The organism is Pengzhenrongella phosphoraccumulans (genome assembly GCF_045689905.1).
Lineage (GTDB): Bacteria > Actinomycetota > Actinomycetes > Actinomycetales > Cellulomonadaceae > Pengzhenrongella > Pengzhenrongella phosphoraccumulans.
In genome coordinates, this window is the sequence record NZ_CP144210.1 from 4,866,271 (window position 1) to 4,891,179 (window position 24,909).

The window sequence follows — 24,909 nt, forward strand, 5'->3', positions numbered from 1 at the left end:
ACGTCGATCGCGCCCAGTTTCCGCGAACCGCCGCGTTGCGCGTAGCGCGGCCGCCGTGTCAGGTGATGGAGAGAAAGAGTTTCTCGAGCTTTTCGACGTGCAGGGTCTGCTTGCCATCGGTCTGCACCATGCACTGGCGCATGCCGGTGGCGATGATTGCGAACCCGGCGCGGTCCAGGGCTTTGCTGACCGCGGAGATCTGGGTGACGATGTCCTCGCAGTCCCGGCCCTCCTCGAGCATCCGCAGCACCCCGGCGAGCTGGCCCTGGGCGCGTTTGAGGCGGTTGATGACCTTGCCCATCTGGTCCGGGTCCAGCTCCATCGCAGCGCCGTCGGATTCACCGCGGAACCAGGACGCGGTGTGGCTGACCAGTTCTCCGACCACTGGGCCTTCGCTCCCCGCGCCGGGGTCGACGTCAGCCGACGGCAGGGCGCCCTCGGGTTGCATCACGACCTCACGACACGGTCTGGTGGGCGTCGTCCTGCGCGGCGATCTGGGCGCGGACGTCGTCCATGTCCAGGCCCTTGACCCCGCTGATGACCTGCTCGAGCGAAGCCGCGGGTAGTGCACCGGGCTGGGAGAACACGAGCACGTTCTCGCGGAACACCATCAGGGTCGGGATCGACGTGATGCCGGCCTGGCCGGCCAGGACCTGCTCGGCCTCGGTGTCGACCTTGCCGAACACGATGTCCGCGTGCTCCTCGGACGCCTTGTCGAAAATGGGCGCGAACTGGCGGCACGGGCCGCACCACGCGGCCCAGAAGTCGACCAGGACGATGTCGTTGCCCCGGATGGTCGGCTCGAAGGTGCTGGCGGTCAAGTTGATGGTGGACATGGCGTCTCCTCGGGTTGTGCAATCAAATATACCCTAGGGGGTATAACCTCGGACGGCCAACGGTATTCCGGCGGCTCGGCAGCAGGGGCGATCAGCCACACTCGACGTGCCAGCGCGAATTGGACGGCAGGACGTGATGCAGGTCACACCGGCTGCCGGTATCCCTGCGGCCGCTACGGCCGTCTATGGGGCATACCGACAAGCCTGGGAGATCATCATGAAGAAGAACATCGGATCGACCGACCGCAAGCTGCGTGCCTTCGTCCTGGCGCCCGTCCTGGTGATCGCGGGCGTGCTCGTGGGCCCGACCGGCGCCCTGGCATGGGTCGCCTACGCCTTGGCCGCGGTCATGCTGGCGACGTCCGCCGTGCGCACCTGCCCGTTGTACCTGCCTTTCGGGCTGAGCACGATCACGCGGGCACCGGCCGCACGCCGCTGAATGGATAGCCTCTCGGCTGTGCCCGCCGTCGACGTTCGCCTCCAGCTCGCGGATGAGGTCCCCGGCCTGCTGCGCTACGCCCGCACCATCTCGCGGCACAGCGCGCAGGCCGACGACCTCGTCCAAGAGACCCTCCTGCGGGCCCTGGAGCGCGCGGACTCGTTCCGCGGGCAGTCGTCGCTGAGCACCTGGCTGCACCGCATCCTGCACAACCTCGCCGTCGACCAGGCGCGGCGATCACGGGAGGACACGACCGGGGAGGTCGAGCGCGAGGTGGAGGCTCAGTGGCACGACGACGCCTACACGGTGGACGCCGCCGTGGTGGTCGAGCGGGCCGAGACCCGCGAGGAGCTCCAGGACGCACTGGTCCGGCTCCCGGTCATCTACCGGACCGCCGTCGTCCTGCACGACGCGGAGGGGATGACCGCTGCCCAGATCGCCGAGGTGCAGGGCATTGGGCTGCCGGCTGCGAAGCAACGCCTACGCCGGGGCCGGATGATGCTCGTCAGCGCCCTCGCGCAGGGGCGCGAGCGACGCGCCGTGCTGCAGGGCGTCCCGCTGCGTTGCTGGGATGCGCGCAGCCGCGTCTCGGACTACCTCGACGACGAGCTGCCCGCCCCCGAGAGAGCGCTCGTGGAGCGCCACCTCGAGGCGTGCCCCACGTGTCCGCCGCTGTACGCCGGCCTAGTCGGCGCACGGGCGGCGCTAGGTGAGCTGCGCGACGCCGACGCCGTCGTCCCCACCGCGCTTGCCGACCGGATCACCGAGCTTCTCGCGCGCGAGTGAGCCGGCCAGCGGGCGGTCAGGACGTCGACGCCGACTCATCGGGCAGCGCCCAGCGCAGATGCTCGACGCCCCCCAGGAGCTCCAGCCGCCGCCACAGGACGCTCGACGGGACAGCCTGGCTCGCGTGCGCCGCGATGGCTGTCATCTGTCGGGACCGGTCCACCGGCAGGACCACGTCGATGTCGCCCGGCCCGTGTCCCGTGAACGCGCCGCCGAACTCCTCGTTGAGCTGGTCGGCGACGGGTTGGGGCAGGGTCCAGGCCAGGACCGGAACGCCGCGGTGGGCGGCGAAGGCGACCGCAGCCCGTGACGCGGCGGCGTGGTCAGGATGCCCCGTCACGCCCGCGACGTCGAACACCAGCAACGCCTGAGCCGCGCAACTGTCGGCGGCCGCCTCGATCTCACCCACCAGGACCTCGAGCGGTACGTCGCGAAGCGCCCCGTCCCGATACGCGCGCAGCTCCGCCACCGCGCCGCCCAGTGCGAGCGCGGCCTGGCGCAGCTCCGCCTCGCGGATGTCGCTCAGATCACCTTGCACGCCGTGCACCGTGGAGGCTTCGCCGCGGGTCAGGCACAGGACGCTCACGGCGGCGCCGTGGGCCAGCAGGTGCGCGATCACGGCGCCCATCCCGAACGACTCGTCATCGGGGTGGGCGACGACCACCAGAACCGACGCCCACAGGGGCAGTTCCCCGCGTGCCGCATCCTCAACTCGGTCGGCGCGGTGGCGGGCCTCACTCTCGCGCGGGCGTGCTGGTTCAGTCATGGCGGTCCTTTCGTCGGGCCTGGCCAGCACGGGCGGCTCGCCATCGAGCGGTGGTGGTGCCTGTTTCAGAGCACCAGGGGGAAGCTTCGGGTCGCGGTGTACAGCGCGACCACGACGAGGAGCACCGTGAAGGCCAGACTCAGGCGGGCGGGGCTGACCCGGGACACGACGCGGCTCCCCAGGAGGCTGCCGGCGACAGCGGCCAGCGTGAACCCGCCGATCACCGACCAGTCCAGCGTGACGTCCTGGCCGGCGCGAAAGAACAGCGCGGTGAAGCTGTTGATGGCGATGACGAGCAGCGACGTACCCACAGCCAAGGGCATCGACAGCCCGAGCGCGAGCACGAGGGCGGGCACGACCGCGAAGCCTCCCCCTACCCCGAAGAAGCCAGTGAGCAGGCCGACGCCCGTCGCGGTCAGCACGATCCTCGCCACGCGGGGGCAGTCGCACGCGAAAGTGGGCCGCCACCTCAGCACGGGTTCGTCGCTCGCCAGGCTCACAGCACCATCCGCTGCTCCGGAGCGAGCCTGCTTGCGGCGCCTGCGCGTCATCAGCACAGCCACGATGAGCATGAGCACGGAGAAGCCCGCCAGCAGGACTGCCTCGGGCACCGCCGTCGAGAGCCGCGAACCGGCATAGGAACCGGCCACCCCCAGGACGCCGAAGACCAGACCCTTGGCCAGACTCACGCGACCCGCGCGGCGGTGCGGGATCAGGCCGATCAGTGAGGTCACCCCCACGATCAGCAGCGACCCCGTCGTGGCGGCACGGGAGTCCTGACCGAAGATGTAGACCAGTGCGGGCACCGCGAGGATCGATCCGCCGCCGCCGAGCGCCCCGAGGCTGAGTCCGATCAGCAGGCCGACGGGAACGACGAGTGCGAGCACTTAGGTGTCCTTCTTCCTCTAGGGGCGAGTGTTGCGAGCAAGCGTCAGCTCGTCATCACAAGCCCCGACACCAGCGTTAACCCGGCGCTGGCTGCGTGATCGTCGAAGGAGTCGTCGACGGCGACCACGTGACGCCCCGCTGCCACCAGGACGGAGGCGGCGATCGAGGCTCGGTAGCCACCCGCGCAGTGGATCCAGATCTCGCCATCGGGGACCTCGTCCAGTCGCTGGAGCAGGTCGTGGATCGGGAGATGGAACGCACCGTCGATGCGAGCGGACCGCCATTCACTCTCGCGGCGCACGTCGAGGATCGTGACCGGGCGGTGGTGGCGGACCTGGGCGAGGTCGGCGAAGGTGGCTCGCTCGAAGCGCGCGAGCGGGTCGTCGCTCCAGTCCCGCGGCGAGCCGGTGGCTGCCGCGACCGGGGAATCGATGCCGATCCTTACCAGCTCGCGCTGGGCCTCGGCGACCTGCTCGGCGCTCTCTCCGAGCAGCGTCACGGGGGTGCCCCAGGGAATGAGCCAGCCGAGGTACGTCGCGAACTGGCCGTCGAGCCCGAAGTTCAAGGTGCCCGTGACATGACCGGCGGCGAACGCGGTGCGGTTGCGCAGGTCGACGAGCCACTCCCCCGCCTCCAGGCGCCGGCGGAGCTCCGCCTTGTCTGCCCGGCGCGGCGCACCCAGATCCACCGCGGCGGGCCCGCGGGCGTTGGCCGGACCCATGTGGACGTAGTACGCCGGGTACGCATCCAGGCCCGCGACGATCTGCGCGACATAGTCGTCCTCGGCCTCCCGCAAGGCGGGGTTGACCAGCCGTTCGTGCCCGATGGTGGATCCGGTCGCGCCGGATGTCGTGGAGGTCGCAGAACAGAAGCTGCCGAAGCCGTGGGTCGGCATCACTGCGGTGTCATCGGAGAGTCCCTCGGCGAGTGCACGCGTGGAGGCGTACTGGTGGTGCGCCAGTTCATGAGTGTGCTCGGGACCGAGCAGGTCGGGACGACCGGTGGACCCGAACAGCAGTGATCCGCCCGAGAACACCGCGGAGTTCTCACCTTCCAGCACATAGGACAGGTGCGTGAAGGTGTGACCCGGGGTGTGCACGACCCGCACCCGGAGCTCGGGGCTGACCTCCACGACGTCGCCGCCGCGCACCGGCACCCGCTCGAAGGACACGTCGTCGTCGGCATTGACCAGGTACTGCGCCCCGGTCTGCTGGGCCAGGGCGAACCCGCCCGTGAGGTAGTCATTGTGGATGTGCGTCTCGAACACGTGCGTGATCCGCACCCCGGCGGCAGCAGCAGCCGCCAGCATCCGGTCGGTGTCCCGCTGGGGATCGACGACAAACGCGACCTGCCCGTCGTGGACGAGATAGCTGCGGTCCCCCAGGGACGGAGTCTCAACGGCAATGATCGTGGTGGCCATGGTGCGACAGCCTTTCGGGTCCGAGCGAGCAGACCGATGGGGTCTCAACAAACCGGGCAAGATACCCCTAGGGGTATCTTGCAGCCTACAACGGGGACGCGCCCTCGGGCATTCCGACACCCCACCGCTCGCGTTTCGGTGACCTCCACACAGCCTCCACACGCCTTGCAAAGAGTCTGCAGAGCCCCGACGCAGGTTGAGAGCACATGTATCAACCAGTGAGGGAGCACATCATGCGTACGAAGACTCGGATCGCCGCCACCGTCGCCACCGGCGTTGTCGCCACCGTCCTGATGGCCTCCCCGGGCCTGGCCGCGAGCGGCCAGGCAGCCAGCGCGGTGGCCGGCAAGGGGCAGCAGACGTCCCAGCAGGTCGGCACGTGCGACGGAACCGGAGCCCGCCTGCAGGACCGCGACACCACCGGTGATCACCTCCACCTCAGGATCCACCAGGCCTGACGGTCAACACCCTGCCGCCTGGACCCGCATCGTCGGATCCAGGCGGCTGGTCTGTCGCCGAACCCGAACGTCGGGAACTAGGCGGAGCCCTCTGGATCGGCCTTGAGGTCGGGGGCTGCGAGGTGGTCCACGAGGAGGGCGAGCGCGGGCAGGGCAGCGCGAATGCTCGCCTGGTCAGCCGCAGGGAGGCGGCTGAGCGCGTCCCCGATCCGCTGTTGGTGGGCCCGTTCCCAGTCGGCGAGCTGTTGGTGGCCGGCGGCGGTGAGCTCCACGACCGCGACGCGCCGGTCGGCGGGGTCGGGTGCCCGGGTGACCAGTCCCGACTCGACGACGGCCTGCACCAAGCCGCTGACGGTGTTCGGGGCGAGCCGCAGCAGGTTGGCGAGCTGACCGACGCGGACGGGCTGATGCTCCTGGAGCGCCAACAACAGCTCGACGCGAGCCATGGGCAGGGCTTCCCACGAGTAGTCGGTACGAATGCTGGTCCGCAGTGCCCGACGCAGCCGCGTCACGACCTCGGTGAGCTCCATGGCCACGACTCCCACCTTGCGTGAGAGTAAGAGGTCACGTGCTGCAGCCGCCATAGTGATCAGCATAACGAGTTTCGATCGGTGTGCGACTATGTCTGCCTCAGATGCAAATAGTCGACCGATGAGGGACGGATGATCTTCGCCTACCTGCCCAGCCCTCCACAGTCGGTGTGGCACCTCGGCCCCGTTCCCATCCGCGCATATGCACTGTGCATCCTGACCGGGATTGTCTTGGCGACCTGGTGGACCCAACGGCGGTGGGTCGCCGAAGGCGGGTCGCCCGACGATGTGCTCGACGTCGTGTTCTGGGCGGTGCCCTTCGGCATCGTCGGCGGCCGGATCTATCACGTGATCACTGACCCCGAGCTCTACTTCACGGCAGGACAACACCCGATTCGAGCGCTCTACATCTGGGACGGCGGGCTCGGGATCTGGGGGGGCTGTCGCGCTCGGCGCAGTGGGCGCATGGATCGGGTGTCGCCGTGCGGGAATCCGGTTCGCTGATTTCGCCGACGCCGTCGCCCCTGGTCTGGTGCTCGCGCAGGGGATTGGCCGCTGGGGCAACTACTTCAACCAGGAGCTCTTCGGCGGCCCGACCACACTGCCGTGGGCACTCGCGATCGACCCCGCGAACCGACCGCTGGCCACGCCGAGCATCGGGCTGTACCAGCCAACCTTCCTGTACGAGTCGCTGTGGGACATCGGTGTTGCGGTGCTCCTGGTGTGGGCTGGGCGCCGGTTCGCCTTGCGCGACGGGCGACTGTTCGCGCTCTACGTCGCCGCCTACACGGTGGGCCGTGCGTGGATTGAGGCGCTGCGGATCGACCCCGCCAACCACTTCCTCGGGCTGCGGCTCAACGACTGGACCAGCCTCGTCGTGCTCGCGGCGGCTGTGGGCTTCCTGCTGCTCCGCAGGCCTCGCACCCGGACCCCGACACCCCCTCCCGCGCGAGCGCTCACGCCGTCCTGATCGGAGCCAGCCGTGATCCTTCGTCTGCTCACCCAAGAGCGCGCCCGCCCCGTCCGGATCCGCCGCTGGTCGGGCGCGGGGTGGTTGGCCGTGGCAACGGTGTGCCTCGGCGCGTTCATGGGCCAACTCGACGCGAGCATCGTCACCCTGACGTACCGACCCTTGGGCACCGAGTTCAACTCCTCCTTGGCCGCGGTCCAATGGGTGTCCCTGGCCTACCTGCTCACGCTGGCGACACTGCTGATCCCGGTCGGGCGACTGGCCGACGCCCGCGGACGCAAGCTGCTGTACCTGCATGGGTTCGTCGTGTTCACCGCAGCGTCGGCGGCCTGCGGCCTGTCCACATCGCTGGGCATGCTGATCGCCTTCCGGGTCGTGCAAGGGATCGGCGCGGCCATGCTGCAGGCCAACAGCGTGGCCCTCGTCGTGACCAGCGCCCCGCACGGACGAGTGCGCACCGCACTCGGGATCCAGGCCGCAGCCCAAGCCATCGGCCTCGCCCTGGGTCCCACCGTGGGAGGGGTGCTGGTTGCAACTCTCGGCTGGCGATGGGTCTTCGGCATCAACGTCCCCGTCGGGATCCTCGCGATTGTCGCCGGGGTGTTCTTCCTGCCCAGAAGCCGGTCGCTCATCCCCCTCGAGGGCTGGGACCTCCCTGGCGTCCTCCTGCTCACCACCGCCACCACCTCGGGGTTGCTCGGCATCGCGGCCGTGTCGGGGCTCGGGCTGCCCGACTGGGCCCCGGCAGTGCTGCTGCTCCTCAGCGCGACCGGCGTGGTCGGGTTCATCCTGCGTGAAAACTACGCCGCCGCGCCCCTGCTCGACCCGACACTCGTGCGCGACCGAACCATCAGCACAGGTCTGCTCGGAGCGCTGAGCAGCTACCTCGTGCTGTTCGGGCCACTGGTCCTGGTCCCGATCGTCCTGACCGCGGCGGGCTCGTCCGAACTGCACGCCGGTCTCGTCCTGACGGCACTCCCCGCAGGATTCGCACTTGCCGCCACGACCGGCGCACGACTTCTCCCAACGGGATGGTCGAACCGGCGTCGAGCCAGCTTCGGCGCAACGCTCGCACTGGCCAGCCTCGGGGCGCTGATCGCGGTGCCGTTGACCGCAACCTGGCTGATCCCGCTGCTGGGAATCCTCGGCGTGGCGTTGGGGATCTTCACCCCCGCGAACAACACCGTCGTCATGCTCGCGATCCCCGCCGGCGCCGCTGGCACCGGCGGCGGCCTGTTGAACATGACCCGCAGCCTCGGCACAGCGCTGGGTGTCGCCCTGGTGACCCTCGCGCTTCACCTACGCCCCGACGGCGCTGGGCCGCTCGACGGACCCCGCGCCGCTGTGACCCTGCTGACCCTCGCGGCCGCCGTCATGCTCCTGTCCAGCCGGTTGCAGCCCGAGGCGCACCCGTCGGCACCAGCAACCACCTAACGTCACTCGCCGCACTGTCCGCCAATGCGGGGTCCCGCCTGCAGGACCGCGACAGCACCGGTGATCGCCTCCACCTCACGATCCACCAGGCCTGACAGCCAACGCCCCGCCGCCTGGACCGCATCGTCAGGTCCGGGCTGCTGGACTGTCCCTGGGCCCGAACATCGGGCTCAGATTCGACGCCGCGCGCTCGAGCTCACGAGCAGGCGGATCGTGACGGTGGTGCCCCCATTGGCGGGCGAGGTCGCTGCGATGGTGCCGCCGTGGGCGGTGACGATCTCACGGGCGACCGCCAGCCCGATGCCCGAGCCGGCGACCTGTTCCGCGGCGCGGCCTCGCCAAAGCCGGTCGAAGATGTGCGGCAGCTCGTCGGCAGGGATGCCCGGACCGGTGTCGGAGACCTCGAGCACCGCCCGGTCATTGTCGACCCGGACCGCGAGGGTGACCTCGTCCCCCGGTCGGCAGTACCTGGCCGTGTTGGCGAGCAGATTGCCTACTGCCTGGTGCAACCGGTCGGAATCGGCAATCACCAGAATCGGTCCGTCGAGGGCGCTACCCACTGTGAGTCCGGCCGCGCGCAACTGGGAGTCGTGCGCGACCAGCTCTACGCGAGCGACCTGGCACAGGTCCACCTCGGAACGCTGCACCGCGGGCCCACCCGCCTCGGCTGCCGACAGCTCGGCAAGATCGCTCACGACCCGGCCGAGCCGCAGCGCCTGGTCGTGAAGCCCGGCAAGTCCGGCCGGCGTCGCCGGGACCAGGCCGTCGCGCAACTCCTCCAGCCCCGCCTGCAGGGCGGCGAGTGGGGTGCGCAGCTCGTGCGCGACATCGGCCGTGAGGTTGCGTCGCTCCTGCTCGGAGCGCGCGACCGTGTCCGCCATGGAGTCGAACGCGCGGGCCAGGTCACCGAGCTCACCCGGCCCGCGCGCCCCGGCACGGGCCTGCCGGTCACCCGCGGCGAAGGCCCGCGCCGCGGACGCCATGGCGTCGATCGGTCGGGTGAGGAGCCGCGTGACGATCCAGCTCGCACCGACCGCGACCACGAGGGCCACGAGCGCGGCCGCCGCGATCCAGGACCAGGCGATGTCGCGCGCCCCCGTGCTGGCCGCTGCGGTGAACACCAGTCGGGTCGTCCCGACTACTGACCCGGCCACCACGACCGGGGCCTCGAACACCCCCACTCCGCCGGCCGGGCCACCACCCTGACCGTTGCCCTGCCCCTGACCGGCGATACCTTCACCGGCACCACCACCCACCGGCGCCCCCGACTCGTCCTGGACGAACAGCCGGGCACCAGCGTCCTCGGCCACCGCGCCGGCGCGGTCCAGGTCGGCGCCGGCCCAGCCGTCGGCCCGCTCGTACGCCCGCCCGGCCTCCGCCGCCGAAGCGGTCGTCGCGCGTTGGCGGTCCGCCTCCTGGGCTGCCTGGAAGCCCCGCCCGACGCCGATCAGCGCCGCGACGCTCAGCACGACCACCGAGGAGATCGCGACCAGGATGAACGCGAGCAGCAACCGCCGCCCGAGCGGCCCCAGGCGTGAGGAGCTCATCACGGCTCGTCACGCCGCAGACGCAGCCGATACCCGACACCGAGCACGGTCTCGAGCACGTCGGCGCCGTCGGCCCCAAGCTTGTGCCGCAGGTTCTTCACGTGAGAATCGATCGTCCGCTCGTAACCGGCGTACTCATACCCCCGAACCCGGTTGACCAGCTCGTAGCGGGAGAACACCCGTTCCGGGGCCGCGGCGAGTGCCACCAGCAGGCCCCACTCCGTCGGGGTCAGCTCGAGCGCGCGGTCGTCCAGCCACGCCTCATGCCGTGCCTCGTCGATACGCAACCGGCCGGCGCCGAACGTCGTCGGGCTGCCCTGGGCGCCCTGGCCGGAGCGGTGCAGCACCGCTTGGACGCGGAGGACCACCTCGGCGGGGCTAAAGGGCTTCGTCACGTAGTCGTCGGCGCCCAGCTCGAGGCCGTGGATGCGGTCCTCCAGCGCGCTGCGTGCGGTCAGCACGATGACCGGGGGGTGGCCCGCGGCGTGGATCTCCCGCAGCACGTCCGCCCCGTCGATGTCGGGCAGGCCCAGGTCGAGCACCACGAGGTCGGGCGGCGCTGAGCTGAGCAGCCGAAGGGCCTCGGCCCCCGTCCCGGTGGTCAGCACCGACAGGCCCGCGCGCTCCAGGTACCGGCGCAGCACCTCGCGGATGTCACGTTCGTCCTCGACGACCAGCACGGTGGGCATGGGCCCATCCTCGCGTGCCCGACGACGTCCGGCGCCCCTCGCCCCGCCGCTCGCGGGGTTCGGCCGGGAAAATCCACACCGCCTCCACACCCATCCCAACAGCACCACAGATCCCGAGCCCACAGTGAGGTCGTACTCACATCCAGACCCACCAAGGAGCACCTCATGCGCACCAGAGCTCGTGTCGCCACAGTCATCGCCAGCGGCGTTCTCGCCACCGCCCTGCTCGCCTCCCCCAGCCTGGCTGCCGGTCAGCGCGGCGGCCCCGCGTCAGGCCAGGCCACCCCTGACCCGCAGAGCACCCAGGTGGCGGGCACGTGCGATGGATCCGGTACTTGGCTCGGCACCCGGTCGGGCGTCGGCTCGGGCCGGAACGGTCAGGGCACAGCCGGTCAAGGCACCGCCGGTCAGGGTCGCGGCGCCGGGATGGGGACCGGCACGGACGCCGACCTCACCGACGTCGCCAGCGGCACTCTGACGGACGCCCAGAGGTCCGCCCTTGCCGCGGTTGCCGAGGATGAGAAGCTGGCGCACGACCTGTACGTGGCGCTGGGGGACTCGTACTCGGTGCGGGTGTTCGACCGGATCGCCGCCGCCGAGACCCAGCACCTGACCGAGGTGCGGATCCTGCTCGACCGGTACGAGATCGCGGACCCGACGGCCGGGCTCGCGGCCGGGACCTTCGCAAGCGCGGAATTCCAGGCGCAATACGACACCCAGCTCGCCGCCGGTTCAGTCGACCTGGCCGCCGCGTACGAGGTCGGGGTCCTGATCGAGCAGACGGACATCGCCGACCTCAAGGCAGCCGCAGCCGACCTGGTCGCACCCGACGTCGAGCAGGTGTACGCCAACCTCCTCGCGGGGTCGGAACGGCACCTGGCCGCCTTCGGCGGCTGACTTTGCTCGGCGAAACTGCCTCGCCTTGACCACGACGACGCACCCGTTCTCCCATGAAGAGGACGGGCGCGTCGTCATGTCCCGGCGGCAACCTGCAGGGGCGAATATGCATCCGGGACAACACTTGACGCTACGCGTCCTGCCGCCCTCGCACGGGAGAACCGTGAGCGCAGCAAAGGTCGCTCGCCGGCAACGGAAACGTCGACACGCCCGGCAGCACAGGCTCCAGGCTCGACCTAGTGGTGGCCCTTGCGCACCATGCGAATCATGCGGACGTTGATCAGGGCGAACCTCCAGAGCTGCGCAAGGACAGACTTGCGCTGGCGGAGCGTCCGCTCGGTCGGCAACGGGGCCGCAGCAATTCTCTCGTCGATGCTGTCCATTTCATCCTCCCTCAGGTCGGGGCAAGCGATAGGTGCGCGGCTCGATGCCGATGTAAGGCGCGCGGCGAGCTACTCCGGGATGAAGCGCCAGCCTGGTCGCGCCTTGGCCTTGTAGATGAACAGGTAGTGCAGCATGTGCTTGATCCAGTGCCCCGCGAGCCCGATCTCGCCATAGGTGTCGGGTCCGCTGCGCCCGGCGCCGGGAAACCGTAGGTAGTCCGGCACGACCGGGTACATCGTCATCGCGGCCGCGCTACCGGTCCGTAGACCCGTGCCGGCGGACGCGACGCAGGCCGCACCCATCGAGCTCATCGAGGCCGTATGGGTCGGCGAGGTGGCACCGTGGGTGATCATGTCGACGATGCTGTAGGCGACCTCGCGGCCCATGACGCCGGACGGCATCCCGGTCCGGGGCGGGGCGGGCGCGATCACGGTCCCGCGAGGGCTGGTCCGGGGGCGGGAGATGGCGTGCGGCGGGGCGAACGCGATCCCGATACCGAACAGGTTCGCGTAGCGGGGGCTCTGGTAGGTGCTCGGCCAGTCGGCCGCGCGCCAGTCCTCGTACGCCTTCGGGGCATAGTCGGCGTCGACCCGGAGGAAACCGTTGGGCGCGAAGAGATCGCTCGTGATCTCCTCGCCTGCGCGGTCGAACGCCTGCAGGTCCGCGCCGCGGAACGGTGGCAGCAGCATCGCGAAGTCGAACTCGAGGGTCTCCTGCGCCCCGTCCAACGTCTCGTAGGAGAGCTTGCCCTCCTCGACCCGCTCGACGTGCGCCCCGACGATCGCCTTGACCGACCGCTCGCGGAACAACGACTCGGTCCACAGCTGGCTCGAGGTCACGAAGCCGTTCTGGGTGAACGTCATGCCCCCGACCCCGAAGTCCCCGAGCTCGTGCTCGTTGGTCAGGTACACCACCTCGGCCAGGTCCCGCAGCCCCGCCTCGCGCAGCTCGTGCTCCACGTTGAACGCGTACTCGAACGCCGCCCCCTCGCACGTGCACATCCCGTGCCCGACGCCGACCACCAGGCGCTGACGCTGACCGGCCCGCAGCTTGTCCTTGACCGCCTCGAAGGCGCGCGCGGCCTCGACCGCGTGCTCCGGTGTGCACACCGACCACGAGTGGCCGTCCGGGCCGAGACCCGGGGTGGCCGCGAAGTTGAGCTTCGGCCCCGTCGCGTTGATCAGGTAGTCGTAGGTCAGCTTCTCGGTCTGACCGTCCCGGGTGCTGTCGGTGTACACGATGTCGACGGCGCCCCGGTCGCTCGCGCCGTCGCCCTCCGGCCGGATCGCCACGGCCTTGGCCTGCCGGAAGTCGATCCGCTGCCGGCGGTAGATCGGGGCCAGCGGAAAGACGACCTTGCGCACGGGCATCCGCCCGACCCCGACCCAGATGTTCGACGGGATCCAGTTCCAGTCCGCCTTCGGCGAGACCACCACGACCTCGTGCTCCCGGCCCAGCAGACGCCGCAGATGCAACGCCGCCGTATGCCCCGAAACACCTGCACCAAGGATGACAACTCGTGCCATGACTTCTCCCCAGACTGACTGTTCGCGCGTTCGGACGAACACGCTCGTCGACGTCCCCCGGGAGTCTCACCAAGTCGCCGCGCGATCCCGCTGTCGGCGAGACATCGATGGGGCTCACCCTCGAGCTTCCCTCGCACACTACCGACGCACCCGGCGCCGCACAGGCAAATCGGCCCGGTCACTCACCCGAGTGGACGGGCCACCACTCCACCGCCACTACTAGGTGAAATAGTGAGGCTCTATGCGGCATAGTGGCCGCATGCAGCAACCTCGCGCCTTCTCGACCGAGCCCCGACGCACGCTCGACGCCAGTGCCCTAGCTCTGCGCGGCTGGACGAGGCGGCAGTATGTCGCCGCGGCCGGGTTCAGCGTGGGCTTCGCCCTGCTGATCGGGTTCCCGACCGTGCTGATCCCCAACCCCGTCTTCGGCCGGGAGATCCCCGTGGTCGCCTGGAACTACCCGGTCTGGATCGCGACCTCAATCCTCGCTGGGATGCTTGCCACGACCTACCTGCGCCAAAGCCGAGTCGCGGACGACGTCCCGGAGGCCGAGGGGCCCATGGACGCGCCGAGCAAGTTCGGGATGGTCGGCGGCGCCCTGACGTGGTTCGCCGTCGGCTGCCCGGTATGCAACAAGCTCGCCCTGCTCGCGCTCGGGTACTCCGGCGCCCTGACCTGGTTCGCCCCGGCCCAGCCCTACCTCGCAGCGACCGCCCTGGCGACGACCGCGGGCGCACTGCTGATGCGCCTGCGCGGTCAGGTCCTGTGCCGTGCAAGGCTCGTCGGCTCCCCCACTCCGGCGGTGACCCGTGCCTGAACCACGCGCCGCCGTGCCCCGGCTCGGACCCCTCGAGCAAGAGGTCATGGACATCCTGTGGGACTGCCCCGATGAGCTGTGCACCCGCGAGGTGCTGCAGCATCTGACGTCCCACACACTCGCGTACACGACGGTCGCCACGGTCCTGACCAACCTCGTGAAGAAAGTGATGGTCGAACGGATCTCCGTCGACCGCACCTGGGCCTACCGCCCACTCCAGTCCAGGAGCCAGTACGCCGCCGGGATCATGTCCGAGGCGCTGACGGCAAGCCAGGACCGAGCGGCGGCGTTCCTGCACTTCGTGCAGAACATGTCCGACCACGATTCCGCGCTGCTGCGGGGCCTCCTGGCTGCCCCCACCGACGTCGACCTGGCCGACTCGACCAGCCCGCGGAACCCCCCGGCCTCTTGAACGCGGCGCTGCTCGCTCGATAGACATGAGGGTGCAACCGCGCCCGGACGAGATCGTTCATTGAGCCGACGCAATCCTTAGCGCGAAGCTAGACCACGTCCAATCTGTCGTCATCAAGCAGCGACCCCTCGGCGTCATGCCGACGGCGGCAAGCACTGGACCGGTTGCGGCCTCGCCGGGCCTCCATCGCGTTTGAGAGCGCACACGTTTACATGGATCATCACGAGCGCCACGCAGGAGTCGACGGCGCAAGCGGGATGAACTCGAGCGGTCAGGTCACTGTCAGGTTGGTCACCGAGGATGCTCTGATGGCTGCAGCCCTGATCGTCGCCCCGCGGAGCATCCGACCGCCCAGACGCCAGTCAGCCGTCATCGGTGCAGGACTGGGCTTTGCCGGTCTTGCGCTTTTCGCGGTGTTGCTCGACGGGGTCCGCGAACGGTCCGACCTCAGCGAGTGGGATTCCCCCGCGCTCAATTGGCTCCTGGCGCACCGGACCGGCACCCTCACGGCCGTCTTCGCGCGCATCTCCTGGCTCGCTGACCCGCCCGTGCTCGCCACCGTGGTCGCGGTCATCGTGATCGTGCTGGTGTGGCGAACCCGGCTGGTCCGTCCCAGCCTGCTCCTAGGCGGGGCCATGGTGCTCGCCGTGGCCACGTCGACAACGATCAAGGTGCTCGTCGCGCGACCGCGCCCACCGGTGAGCCAGATGATCTCCCCCCCGGAGCTCAACTTCGCGTTCCCGTCCGGTCACACGCTCGGGGCCGCGGTCTTCCTGCTCGTGGGTGCTTACCTGTGCTGGACCTGGCGGCCGACCCTGCCGGTCGCCCTGGTCGGGCTCGTCGTGAGCGGATTCGGGACGGTGGCCGTCGCGACGAGTCGGCTGTATCTGGGTTACCACTGGTTCACCGACGTCACCGCCTCGATGACCCTGGCGGTAGCGATCCTCGGAATCGTGATCCTGATCGACCCGCTGCTGCCCGAGCGGGCCCGAAAGCCATTGTTCGGCCCACCGACGCCGCGACCGGTTGCAGACAACGACGCCCCCAGTGACCCCTTGACCACATCGCCGTAACCGCAGAAACCTGACCGTCTGGGCGAGGTTCTTGCGGTCTCACGTTGTTCCCACGTACCCGTCTTTAGCGTGTGGGACATGAACGATGTTGCAATCCACACCACTGATCTGTCGAAGACGTACGGCGTCAAGCCCGCGCTGAAGAATCTGAATCTCACGGTGCGTACCGGGGAGATCTTCGGGCTCCTGGGCCACAACGGTGCCGGGAAGACCACGACGGTGAACCTGCTCACGACCCTGCTTCGCCCGACCACCGGCCAGATGCTGATCGGTGGTCTGGACAGCTCGACGTACCCGGACCTGGTCCGACGGCGGATCGGGTACCTGCCGGAGAACGTCGCGTTCTACGACAACCTCACCACCATCGAGAACTTGCGGTTCTTCGGTCGCCTGTCTGGGCTGCGCAGGCCGGACGCGCGCATCGCGGCGGTGCTCGCGTACCTCGACTTCACCGGGCACGACCACGAGCGGGTGGGCACGTTCAGCAAGGGGATGAGGCAGCGTGTGGGGATCGCGCAGGCGATCTTGCACGAGCCGGAGATCCTGTTCCTGGACGAGCCGACGTCCGGCCTGGATCCCCAAGGGGTGCGCAAGCTGCGCGAGATCATCGTGGGCCTGAACCGGGACCTGGGCATGACGATCTTCATGAACACCCACCTGCTGTCCGAGGTCACCAAGACGTGCACCAGCATCGGGGTCCTGCGCGGCGGTGAGCTCGCGTATCAGGACTCCCTGGCCGCGACCCTGGCCGCGTTCCCCGATGAGGGGTCTTTGGAGGACATCTACCTGCAGATCGAATCCGAGCCTGCCCGATGACGGGCTTCGTCACCACGGTGCGCCACGAACTTCTCAGCTCGCGCCGCGAACGGCTGCCCCAGGTGCTGCTGGTGGTGTTCCTGGCGATGGTGAGCGTCTCGGCCGGCATCGGGTGGATCACCAACCACACGGTGACTCAGGTGTGGGAGAAGACCCGCGCGGCGGGCCTGACCACCGCACCGAACCCGTTCACGGACGTCTCCGCGCTGTACTACGCGCGCAACACCGTCATCTACATCGTGATGATCGGGTCCCTACTCGCGATCGTGCTCGGCGTCAGCTCGGTGCTGCGCGGGCGCGCCTCGCACACCGTGGACCTGATCCTGAGCCGGCCGATCAGCACCCGCACCTACCTCGCGGCCCGCCTGACCGGGATGGCGACCTGGCTGGCCGCCGTCGTGGCCGCGGCCGGGGCGATCAGCTGGATCAGCCTGACGATCATCGGCCGCCACCCCCTGGCGTGGGCCGACTCGGCGCGACTGGTCGGGTTCCTCGCCCTGGCGTGGGCATTCGTGGTCGCGTTCGTGCTCCTGGGCATGGTCAGCGCCCTGTACGCCCGCCGCGAGACCACGGCCCTGCTCGTGCCCATCGTGGTCTGGTCGGTGGTGACACTCGTCCTGCCCCAGCTGGGCACCGCCGCGCACCCCGTCTCCCTGCTCAACCCCGTACCCGCCATCGCGAACCAGGGCGGCAGCTTCCCGCTGATCCAGTCGATCGTCGGCCCCCTGTCGATCAGCGAGCAGTTCAAGACCGCCAGCGGGATCCTGCTGCGCGACGACCAGATCACCGGCAACCTCACCACGAGCCTGCTGTGGATCCTCGCGGCCATCACCGTCGGGATCGCGGTGCTCCTGGCCACCAGGCGCGACCAAGTCAGGAAGGACCTCGATGAATAGCGCCCTGGTCGTCGCCCGCAAGGAACTCCTCGACCTTCGCCGCAACAAGTTCCTGCTCCTGCTACTCGGCTTCGTCGTGCTCGCGGTGACGTTGTCGGTCGTGGTGGCCTCCACCGACTTCCGAGTCAAGCTCGACGCCTACAACACCTACGTCCGAGCCCTGCAAGCCAGCGGCTCCACCACCACCCCCACCCGACCCCAGCTGTTCCCTTTGCAACTGCTGCGCAGCGGGATCGAGTACGTCGAGCTGATCGGGGCCCTGTTCGCCATCATCACCGGGTACGGCATGGTCGCCAAGGAACGCCAACGCGCCACCATCGAACTGCTGTTCAGCCGCCCCCTGGGCCGGTACTCGCTGGCGGCGGGCAAGGTCGGCGCCCTGGCGATCACCTGGCTGATCGCCGTCGGCGTCATCTTCACCGCCGCCACCGCGACCCTGCTCCTGGTCGGCAACGCACCCCTGACCGGCGTCGACTACGGGCGGCTGCTCATGAGCGCCGCCCTGGCGTGGGCGTTCGTGCTGTTCTGGAGCACGCTCGCGATGGGCCTGGCCTCGATGAGCAAAAAGCTCAGCACCGGGCTGATCATCGCCCTAGTTGCCTGGCTCGTCATCGTCCTGATCATCCCCCAGATCGGCGACACGATGGACCCCGACAACCAGGTCCCCGGCGGGCTTTTCAAGACCCTCGCCATCGCCAAACCCGACGAACAAGCGGTCCTGGCGAACTTCGCCGGTTTCGACACCGTGCGCAACCTGTTCGAGCTGTCCTCAATCACCAAGCACTTCGAACGCGCGACCTTCGCGTTCCTAGGCATCAAGGACGCCTTCAACCAAGCACCCCTCGCCCTGGTCGGGGCAAAAACCCTCAACAACTCCCTAGCCCTGGCCGCAGGAACCCTCGCAGCCGTGACCTTCGCCGTCCTTTCCACCACCCGAAAGACCTTGCTCAGGAGGCAATCATGAAACCCACCAAAATCACCACCACCGCCATCGCCGCCATCCTGGCGACCATCGCCCTGACCGGGTGCCAGTCCGCGGCCAGCACCACCACCGCGGGCAGCGCGCCCACCGGGCAAACCACGACCACATCCGGGCCGGTGCTTCCCGTAAACACCAACCCGATCACCAACACCGCCACCGCACCCACCCTCGAGATCACCTACGCCGCACTCGAGGACAACGTCGACCCTGCCACCAACAAGGCCATCAAGGACCGCCTCGAGGTGACGCTGAAGAACACCGGCACGACCGCGCTAACCGGGTTCGAGATCTACTACGAGATGACCGACGTCACCACCGGCGCCACAGAGGCGTACTACTCCACACTCGACGGCCTCAGCGTCGCGCCGGGGGCCGAGTCGACGATCTACTTCGACAACGAGACCGGCCCGGGGCACTACCCCGAGAACACGTTCAGCCTGTACCGCAGCTCAGCCAACGAAGTCGATATGACCATCCAGGTCAGCGCCCCCGGCTCGAAGATCGCCACCGCCACCGCGAAGAAGGGCTCCGCCACCGGTGAGAAGGCAGACTGAACGACGTGCGGCTCGCACACAGACCTGACCCCCGACAAAGGTTGTGACGTGAAAGTCCTGGTCGTCGAGGACGAGGTGCGCATCGCCGAGGTGGTGCGCGCCTCGTTGGCCGAAGCCGGCTACGCCGTCGACGTCGCCCACGACACCACCGCCGCGCTGTACGCGTTCGACATCGAGACCTACGACCTGGTGATCCTCGACCTGCTCCTGCCCGGCCTGCCCGGAGGTGGCATGGACGTCTGCAAACGCATGCGCGCCACGAACACCAACGTGCCCATCTTGATGCTCACCGCCCTGGACTCCCCCCGACGCAAGGTCGACGGCCTGGACGCCGGCGCCGACGACTACCTCGTCAAACCGTTCCACCTCACCGAACTCCTCGCCCGCGTCCGGGCGCTGCTGCGGCGCGCCCCGCACGCCGACCCACCCCTGCTGCACGCCCAAGGCGTCACCCTGAACCCGGCAACCCGCACCGCCGAACGCGCCGGCCACGCGATCGGCCTGACCGCCAAGGAGTACGCCGTGCTGGAGTACCTGCTGCGCAACGCCGGCACCGTGGTCACCACCAGTCAGCTCATCGACCACGCCTGGGACTCCAACTTCGAGGGCTACTCCAACGTCGTGCCCACCTACATCCGCTACCTACGCGCCAAGCTCACCCAACCCGGCCTACCCGACGTCATCCAGACCCGCCGCGGCCACGGCTACCTGATCGCCGCCGACCAATGATCTTCACCCACGCCACCCGGCGCCTGACCCTGACCTACACCCTCATCCAACTGCTGCTCCTCGGAGCGTTCGCGCTAGCCATCTACACGTTCGTGACCCGCACCTTCGACTTCGACGCGATCGCCGACGGCGGCGCCCCGGCGGTCAACGCCGCCGAACGCGGCTTCGACACCCTGCGCACCGGACTCCTGTGGTGCTACGGCGCCCTCATGCTCATCGCACCCCTGACCGGATACCTGATGGCCCGCGCGACCCTGCGCCCGGTCAAGATCAGCTACGAAGCCCAACAACGATTCGTCGACGACGCCTCCCACGAGTTCCGCACCCCCCTGGCCATCCTGCAAGGCGAGATCGAGCTCGCACTGAGCCGGCCACGAACCCCCGCCCAGTACGAACGCGTCCTGGGCGGCTCCCTCGACGTCGTCGAAGGCCTGACCAGCCTCACCGACGCCCTCCTGCTGCTGGCGCGCGGCACCGCGACCGACCTCGCGGACACCTTCGAAGAGGTCGACCTCGCCGAGATCGCCCGCACCTGCGCCGCCCGACGCACTCCCGACGGGCCCGCGCCGTCCATCAGCGTCGACGCCTACGCCGGCGCCCGGATCGTGGGATCACCCGAGCTGCTCAGCCGCGCGCTGCTCAACGTCCTGGACAACGCTCTGAAGTTCACCCCACCCGACGGGACGATCACCGTCAGCGTCCGGGCGGACTCCTCCCGCGCCACCGTTCAGGTCGCCGACACGGGCACCGGCATGAGCGCCGACGCGATCAACCACGCGTTCGACCGGTTCTGGCGCGGCGACCAAGCACGCACCCAAGGCGGACACGGACTCGGCCTGGCCCTAGTCGAACAGATCTGCCTCGCGCACGACGGCAAAGCAACTCTCACCTCGCTCGAAGGACACGGGACAACAGTCACCCTCACCTTCCCTCTCGCCGCCGTCACCCCATCGCGGCACTGAAGATCGTCCTACCGGGAGGTACCGCGCCCGGGCACCACACGTTCGACCTCGCAGTCAGGATTCCGTCGGCCACGAATCCGCTTCTACGCCTCATCGGTCAGGGGCACGTGCATCTCGAAGGCCGCCCCCACCCGTCGCCAACGCCAAACCAGTAATACGCCGGGCCGGCCCAACTCAAGTCGCCACCGCGACCTCCGTAGCGCGGGTCCCGTCAACCGCGGCTCACGCCGTGCGACCAGCTACGGCTCAGCCAGCGAATCGCCACACAAGTCCGACACAGCCCTTCGTCCGGCTCTCGCGCTTTCCGAAGCGCGCACGGAGGCTACTCGGTCTCCTCCGACTCAGCGCGGTGCAGCCGAGCCCAACCGGCCCAACCGGCAATCGCACCACCGACCGTGAGTAGCGGCACGGCGTTCCACAGGAACCCCTGCAGTTCCCGGATCACGCCAGCACTGTTCTCCAAGACGGGGACGCCCAACAGGTAGATGGCCGAGCCGATCGCGGCGCCCAGTCCTGCGCCGATCATGGCCCAGAGCCACCGAGGACCATGACCTCTGCGGTGCGAGCGCCTGGTCACAGGCATGCTGGCCCCCTTCCGGCGTTCCGATTGTCCTCGCATGCCACAACACCTACCAGGCCAATGAGACGGAGGTTCAGTCCGTCGTTCATTGTTTCGGCACTGGGCGACGGTTCACGTCCACAACCGTGAGGGCCGTGATCACACGAGACTGCCCACCTCGTTGATCAGCGACAGACACCGACAAGACCCATCGACGACGCACCCTGATCAAATTTCCGAGCCCAACCCGACGCACTGACCTGCCAGTTCACCCATGCACCACGGATTTGAACCGTGCGAATTCCTATCGCCATAACCGGATGACCGAGCCCCACGGCGTCCTACCGCGAGCGGCTCACCTGCGGAAACGTCCCAGCGACGGTGCAAACGCATGAGAGCTTTCGCCCCGTTTATGCCCCATTTTTGCCCCGTGACACAAAAAGACCCAGGTCAGAAATTGCTTCTGACCTGGGCTTTTGTCGGGCTGACAGGATTTGAACCTGCGGCCCCCTGCAGTGATCGGTCCCATTTCGCATGGGTCCAACCCTGGCCGAGTACGTCCGAAATGGGCCGATGACCTGGGCTTTTGTTTTTGCGGGCGAACCGACGGAGATTGAAGAAGACCGGCCGGGACCGAGGGTTTTTGCCCCGTAAATGCCCCGTGAATCCTTCTCGCCGCGCGGACCAGACTGCCGATCCGCCCTTCGTTCCTAACCGAGTGTACCGACTGGTGGCCGCCACGCCAGAGCTGCTTCTCGCGGATCGAGTGTCGGCGATCCCGACGTGTCGCTTGCTCTCCCCCTGAGCGCACCTGCTCTCGGGGCGACGATGAGATCGCGCACACCCAAGCGCCTCATGCTGACGTTAAGGATCATCACATAGAGGGTATGTGGGAAGGGGATCGTGAGTTCCTTTCGGACATGTCCGCCTCGGAGGGATCGTGGGGACATCGGCACCTGGCTTCCCGATTGGCCCTTGGCCGGGAGTGCGCCGCGCAGGCTGCGGGTCCGCATCTCCAGCCTCAAGGGTCGCTGCGCGACGGCCTGCGACCGCCCTTGACCCTCGAGCCTCCGCGGCCCCGCAGTGCAGAAGGCGGGGACAGACCCAGGGCCTGCCCCGGAGGTCGCTCGACGCACGCCGGCACCGTCGCCAAGGCATGAGCTGGGACCTCACACGCGCGTGGACGTGGGTTGCCGGTCCGGACCGGGTTCGGCCTCGCCCGAGCGGGCACGAGAGGAGACCCGCGCGGACCTGATGCGGCACCGGCTTAGCAAGCTGCTGCTGCGCCAAGGCATCGTCTACTCCGATGGCCACGCGTGGACTGTGAGGCACGAGGCGTGGCTGCACCGGCAGCGATTCGACCTGCCGGGCCGTCAGGGCGCCTACGACGCCGCACTCGAGGCGGTCATCTTGACCCAGGACCGCCGCGACCGGCTGGACGTCGTGATCGACGCGATGGCCGCCAGCAGCCAGTACACCGACGTGGTCAACCGGTTGTGCTGCCTGCGCGGGATCTCCACCCTGACCGGGTTCGCCCTGGCCGTCGAGTTCTGTGACTGGCACCGCCTGAGCGGGTCGAGCATCGCGTCCTTCGTCGGGCTGGTCCCGACCGAGTCCTCCTCCGGTACGTCCCGGCAGCTGGGGTCGATCACCAAGACGGGCAACGGTCATGTCCGCCGCCTGCTGGTGGAGGCGGCCTGGCACCACCGCCCGACCTACACCAGCCCCGGCGCGGTCATGCGCGCCCGCTGGGACAAAGCCCCCGCCGCCGCGCGGGTCCGCGGCCACCAGGGCAACCACCGCCTGCACCACCGCTGGGTCGTGTTCACCGAACGACACAAGAAGCCCGCCGTGGCCAACGTCGCGGTCGCCCGCGAGCTCGCCGGCTGGTGCTGGTCACTGGCCGTCATGGAATAGATCAACAACCCCAAAGATGTCCGGCCACCCCGGGACAGGGATCTTCGCTGCGCGTGGAACGAACCCGCGAGCCACCTAGGAGCACCAGCGCTCTGCGCCTGCACGCTCGTACATAGAACAGCGGACAGGTTTCAGCCGAACAGCCCGTCCTGCGGTAACCAACCCGCAGTTCCAGGTCGTTCGCAACTGCAAGCCGCGCGAAGGTGTCCGTCATCCGCAGATCCGGTCAGGAGCAATCCCCGGGGAAATCCTTCCCTGCACGAGTCTGCAGTTTCTCCCGTTACCGACCGATATCCGCCAGATTCGTCAGTGCGGCGTCGCGATTGCATCCACAACGATCCTTCCCATGAGACCCCCGTCCATCAGCATCGAGGACGTTGCCACAACGCGGATGCTAGCGTCTCGGTGTGGCAACGATTCTGCGGGTGCGGGAACAGAACATCGCCGTGTTCGGGGGGAGCGGCAGCGGCAAGACAGTGCTGCTCTCGTCGTTCTACGGAGCCGCGCAGGAGCAGGCATTCCTCAAGGAGAGCCTGTTTAACATCATCGCCGACGACACCGGCCAAGGGAGCCGTCTGCGCCAGAATTACCTGGGCATGAAGAACAACTCGCAGGCGCCCGAGATCACCCGCTTTGCGGCGACGCCCTACGGTTTTACGATCAAGCTTCAGGACCAGGGCGACGCCAAATTCGCCAAGGCGAGGCCCTTCGACGCGCTGCGGCTCGTGTGGCACGACTACCCGGGCGAGTGGTTCGAGGAGGAACCCAGCAGCGCAGAGGAAGCGGAACGTCGCATCAAGACGTTCCGATCGTTGCTTCGGTCGGACGTAGCCCTCGTTCTTATCGATGGCCAGAAGCTCCTCGACTACGCGGGTCAGGAGGAGCAGTACCTCAAGTCAGTGCTCTGGGGTCTGCGCGACGGCCTGCTCCGGCTCAAGGATGACCTCCTCGACGATGGCAAACCGCTGGCCGAGTTTCCGCGGATCTGGATAATCGCACTGTCGAAAGCGGACCTTCACCCGGAACTCGACGTCCACGGGTTTCAGGACCTCGTCATCGAGAAGGCGGCCGGCGATATCACATCGCTGCACGAGGTGCTCAAGGGGTTGGTGCAGATCCCCGAAGCGTTGTCGATGGGCGAGGATTTCATGCTGCTCTCGTCGGCCAAGTTCGAGCCGGGCAAGATCGAGGTGACCGAGCGAGTCGGTGTCGACCTACTCCTTCCCGTGGCTTGCCTACTCCCCATGGAACGGCTTGCCCAATGGGCCGAGAGATTCGAGATTCCGCGCAAGGGGCTGGACTACTTTGCCGACAACGCCGCCGCTATCGCGGCCGCCCTCATCGGTGCGCAGCGCTTCGCAGTGTTATTGAACAAAGTGCCCAGAATCGGCCCGTTCCTTGCCAAGTTCGCCCTCCCCACAATGGTCGCGGCGGTCAAGCTCAGCGAGTCAAAGATAAGGGAGATCAACGCCGAGGCGCGGAAGAACCGGGACTTCCTCACGGCGACTTTGACCCAGTTCCGGCTACAACTCGTCCAGGGCGTGAGGGACCACATCCTCGTCAAAAGCCTCAAGTGAGCCTCGTCTGGGCTACGCGCGGGCGATCCTGGGGTTTCCGGTTCC

29 protein-coding genes are annotated in these 24,909 nt (G+C 68.4%); 18 read left to right on the forward strand and 11 right to left on the reverse strand.

The annotated features are described in order from the left end of the window. Window positions 1-58 precede the first annotated feature (58 nt). Window positions 59-322: a metal-sensitive transcriptional regulator gene (locus VTA80_RS22610; RefSeq protein ID WP_407345839.1), complete on the reverse strand. Its 264-nt coding sequence runs from the start codon at window positions 320-322 to the stop codon at window positions 59-61. 133 nt (window positions 323-455) lie between these two features. Then, window positions 456-836 (reverse strand): thioredoxin, encoded by a 381-nt coding sequence (gene trxA / locus VTA80_RS22615; protein WP_407343313.1) that lies wholly within the window; start codon window positions 834-836, stop codon window positions 456-458. A gap of 217 nt (window positions 837-1,053) precedes the next feature. Between trxA and VTA80_RS22620 the strand changes: the two genes are divergently transcribed. Together VTA80_RS22620 and VTA80_RS22625 are read left to right on the forward strand one after the other, a co-directional pair. Then, the gene (locus VTA80_RS22620) at window positions 1,054-1,275 is read left to right on the forward strand and encodes a DUF2892 domain-containing protein (RefSeq protein WP_407343314.1); all 222 of its coding nucleotides are present in this window, start codon (window positions 1,054-1,056) and stop codon (window positions 1,273-1,275) included. Window positions 1,276-1,293: 18 nt separating this feature from the next. After that, entirely contained in the window at window positions 1,294-2,061 is a 768-nt protein-coding gene (locus VTA80_RS22625; RefSeq protein WP_407343315.1) for a sigma-70 family RNA polymerase sigma factor, read from the forward strand. 16 nt (window positions 2,062-2,077) lie between these two features. Here VTA80_RS22625 and VTA80_RS22630 read toward each other — a convergent pair whose 3' ends face one another. From VTA80_RS22630 to VTA80_RS22640, 3 genes are all read right to left on the reverse strand, one after another. After that, a complete protein-coding gene (locus VTA80_RS22630; protein WP_407343316.1) occupies window positions 2,078-2,827 on the reverse strand; it encodes a PIG-L deacetylase family protein in 750 nt (249 codons plus the stop codon). Between the two features lie 65 nt (window positions 2,828-2,892). Then, window positions 2,893-3,714, reverse strand: coding sequence for a sulfite exporter TauE/SafE family protein (locus VTA80_RS22635; RefSeq protein ID WP_407343317.1), 822 nt, complete (start codon window positions 3,712-3,714; stop codon window positions 2,893-2,895). A gap of 44 nt (window positions 3,715-3,758) precedes the next feature. Continuing rightward, window positions 3,759-5,135: a rhodanese-like domain-containing protein gene (locus VTA80_RS22640; RefSeq protein ID WP_407343318.1), complete on the reverse strand. Its 1,377-nt coding sequence runs from the start codon at window positions 5,133-5,135 to the stop codon at window positions 3,759-3,761. A gap of 233 nt (window positions 5,136-5,368) precedes the next feature. On the opposite strand from VTA80_RS22640, the gene VTA80_RS22645 reads away from it, so the two are divergent. After that, window positions 5,369-5,593, forward strand: a complete 225-nt coding sequence (locus tag VTA80_RS22645) for a hypothetical protein (protein WP_407343319.1) — start codon at window positions 5,369-5,371, stop codon at window positions 5,591-5,593. 77 nt (window positions 5,594-5,670) lie between these two features. Here VTA80_RS22645 and VTA80_RS22650 read toward each other — a convergent pair whose 3' ends face one another. Beyond that, entirely contained in the window at window positions 5,671-6,123 is a 453-nt protein-coding gene (locus VTA80_RS22650) for a MarR family winged helix-turn-helix transcriptional regulator (RefSeq protein WP_407345840.1), read from the reverse strand. Between the two features lie 132 nt (window positions 6,124-6,255). Here VTA80_RS22650 and VTA80_RS22655 point away from each other — a divergent pair, with 132 nt between their 5' ends. Genes VTA80_RS22655 through VTA80_RS22665 form a run of 3 tightly spaced genes read left to right on the forward strand, consistent with a single transcriptional unit; the run spans window position 6,256 to window position 8,527 of the window. Further along, complete coding sequence (locus VTA80_RS22655) at window positions 6,256-6,627, forward strand: prolipoprotein diacylglyceryl transferase family protein (protein WP_407343320.1); 372 nt, start codon at window positions 6,256-6,258, stop codon at window positions 6,625-6,627. Next, window positions 6,581-7,093 carry a prolipoprotein diacylglyceryl transferase family protein gene (locus tag VTA80_RS22660; RefSeq protein WP_407343321.1) on the forward strand — a complete coding sequence of 171 codons (513 nt, stop codon included), beginning with the start codon at window positions 6,581-6,583 and terminating at the stop codon, window positions 7,091-7,093. The genes VTA80_RS22655 and VTA80_RS22660 overlap by 47 nt, the downstream gene beginning before the upstream one ends. Window positions 7,094-7,105: 12 nt before the next feature. Beyond that, window positions 7,106-8,527 (forward strand): MFS transporter, encoded by a 1,422-nt coding sequence (locus VTA80_RS22665; RefSeq protein ID WP_407343322.1) that lies wholly within the window; start codon window positions 7,106-7,108, stop codon window positions 8,525-8,527. Between the two features lie 170 nt (window positions 8,528-8,697). Here VTA80_RS22665 and VTA80_RS22670 read toward each other — a convergent pair whose 3' ends face one another. Both VTA80_RS22670 and VTA80_RS22675 read right to left on the reverse strand, forming a co-directional pair. After that, the gene (locus VTA80_RS22670) at window positions 8,698-10,074 is read right to left on the reverse strand and encodes an ATP-binding protein (RefSeq protein WP_407343323.1); all 1,377 of its coding nucleotides are present in this window, start codon (window positions 10,072-10,074) and stop codon (window positions 8,698-8,700) included. Then, entirely contained in the window at window positions 10,074-10,763 is a 690-nt protein-coding gene (locus VTA80_RS22675; RefSeq protein ID WP_407343324.1) for a response regulator transcription factor, read from the reverse strand. Before VTA80_RS22675 ends, VTA80_RS22670 begins: the two co-directional genes overlap by 1 nt. A gap of 165 nt (window positions 10,764-10,928) precedes the next feature. Between VTA80_RS22675 and VTA80_RS22680 the strand changes: the two genes are divergently transcribed. Then, complete coding sequence (locus tag VTA80_RS22680) at window positions 10,929-11,660, forward strand: DUF2202 domain-containing protein (RefSeq protein WP_407343325.1); 732 nt, start codon at window positions 10,929-10,931, stop codon at window positions 11,658-11,660. A gap of 236 nt (window positions 11,661-11,896) precedes the next feature. On the opposite strand, the gene VTA80_RS22685 is transcribed toward VTA80_RS22680, so the two are convergent. Then, the gene (locus tag VTA80_RS22685) at window positions 11,897-12,043 is read right to left on the reverse strand and encodes a hypothetical protein (protein WP_407343326.1); all 147 of its coding nucleotides are present in this window, start codon (window positions 12,041-12,043) and stop codon (window positions 11,897-11,899) included. A 69-nt stretch (window positions 12,044-12,112) separates the two neighbouring features. Continuing rightward, complete coding sequence (locus VTA80_RS22690; protein ID WP_407343327.1) at window positions 12,113-13,570, reverse strand: NAD(P)/FAD-dependent oxidoreductase; 1,458 nt, start codon at window positions 13,568-13,570, stop codon at window positions 12,113-12,115. Window positions 13,571-13,829: 259 nt separating this feature from the next. Here VTA80_RS22690 and VTA80_RS22695 point away from each other — a divergent pair, with 259 nt between their 5' ends. From VTA80_RS22695 to VTA80_RS22735, 9 genes are all read left to right on the forward strand, one after another. Beyond that, on the forward strand, window positions 13,830-14,387 hold the full coding sequence (locus VTA80_RS22695; RefSeq protein WP_407343328.1) for a hypothetical protein: 558 nt from the start codon (window positions 13,830-13,832) through the stop codon (window positions 14,385-14,387). Beyond that, a complete protein-coding gene (locus VTA80_RS22700; RefSeq protein ID WP_407343329.1) occupies window positions 14,380-14,799 on the forward strand; it encodes a BlaI/MecI/CopY family transcriptional regulator in 420 nt (139 codons plus the stop codon). Before VTA80_RS22695 ends, VTA80_RS22700 begins: the two co-directional genes overlap by 8 nt. 308 nt (window positions 14,800-15,107) lie before the next feature. Then, window positions 15,108-15,872, forward strand: a complete 765-nt coding sequence (locus VTA80_RS22705) for a phosphatase PAP2 family protein (RefSeq protein ID WP_407343330.1) — start codon at window positions 15,108-15,110, stop codon at window positions 15,870-15,872. Between the two features lie 78 nt (window positions 15,873-15,950). Beyond that, window positions 15,951-16,688 (forward strand): ABC transporter ATP-binding protein, encoded by a 738-nt coding sequence (locus tag VTA80_RS22710; RefSeq protein WP_407343331.1) that lies wholly within the window; start codon window positions 15,951-15,953, stop codon window positions 16,686-16,688. Next, window positions 16,685-17,584 (forward strand): ABC transporter permease, encoded by a 900-nt coding sequence (locus VTA80_RS22715; RefSeq protein WP_407343332.1) that lies wholly within the window; start codon window positions 16,685-16,687, stop codon window positions 17,582-17,584. The genes VTA80_RS22710 and VTA80_RS22715 overlap by 4 nt, the downstream gene beginning before the upstream one ends. Continuing rightward, the gene (locus VTA80_RS22720) at window positions 17,577-18,548 is read left to right on the forward strand and encodes an ABC transporter permease (RefSeq protein ID WP_407343333.1); all 972 of its coding nucleotides are present in this window, start codon (window positions 17,577-17,579) and stop codon (window positions 18,546-18,548) included. Before VTA80_RS22715 ends, VTA80_RS22720 begins: the two co-directional genes overlap by 8 nt. Continuing rightward, complete coding sequence (locus VTA80_RS22725) at window positions 18,545-19,120, forward strand: hypothetical protein (RefSeq protein ID WP_407343334.1); 576 nt, start codon at window positions 18,545-18,547, stop codon at window positions 19,118-19,120. Before VTA80_RS22720 ends, VTA80_RS22725 begins: the two co-directional genes overlap by 4 nt. Before the next feature lie 48 nt (window positions 19,121-19,168). Next, on the forward strand, window positions 19,169-19,849 hold the full coding sequence (locus tag VTA80_RS22730; protein WP_407343335.1) for a response regulator transcription factor: 681 nt from the start codon (window positions 19,169-19,171) through the stop codon (window positions 19,847-19,849). After that, window positions 19,846-20,811 (forward strand): sensor histidine kinase, encoded by a 966-nt coding sequence (locus VTA80_RS22735; RefSeq protein ID WP_407343336.1) that lies wholly within the window; start codon window positions 19,846-19,848, stop codon window positions 20,809-20,811. Before VTA80_RS22730 ends, VTA80_RS22735 begins: the two co-directional genes overlap by 4 nt. 322 nt (window positions 20,812-21,133) lie before the next feature. Here VTA80_RS22735 and VTA80_RS22740 read toward each other — a convergent pair whose 3' ends face one another. Then, a complete protein-coding gene (locus VTA80_RS22740; RefSeq protein WP_407343337.1) occupies window positions 21,134-21,337 on the reverse strand; it encodes a hypothetical protein in 204 nt (67 codons plus the stop codon). A gap of 1,287 nt (window positions 21,338-22,624) precedes the next feature. Here VTA80_RS22740 and VTA80_RS22745 point away from each other — a divergent pair. Both VTA80_RS22745 and VTA80_RS22750 read left to right on the forward strand, forming a co-directional pair. Beyond that, window positions 22,625-23,287, forward strand: coding sequence for a transposase (locus VTA80_RS22745; RefSeq protein ID WP_407343338.1), 663 nt, complete (start codon window positions 22,625-22,627; stop codon window positions 23,285-23,287). 407 nt (window positions 23,288-23,694) lie between these two features. Further along, window positions 23,695-24,864, forward strand: coding sequence for a TRAFAC clade GTPase domain-containing protein (locus VTA80_RS22750; protein ID WP_407343339.1), 1,170 nt, complete (start codon window positions 23,695-23,697; stop codon window positions 24,862-24,864). Window positions 24,865-24,909 lie beyond the last annotated feature (45 nt).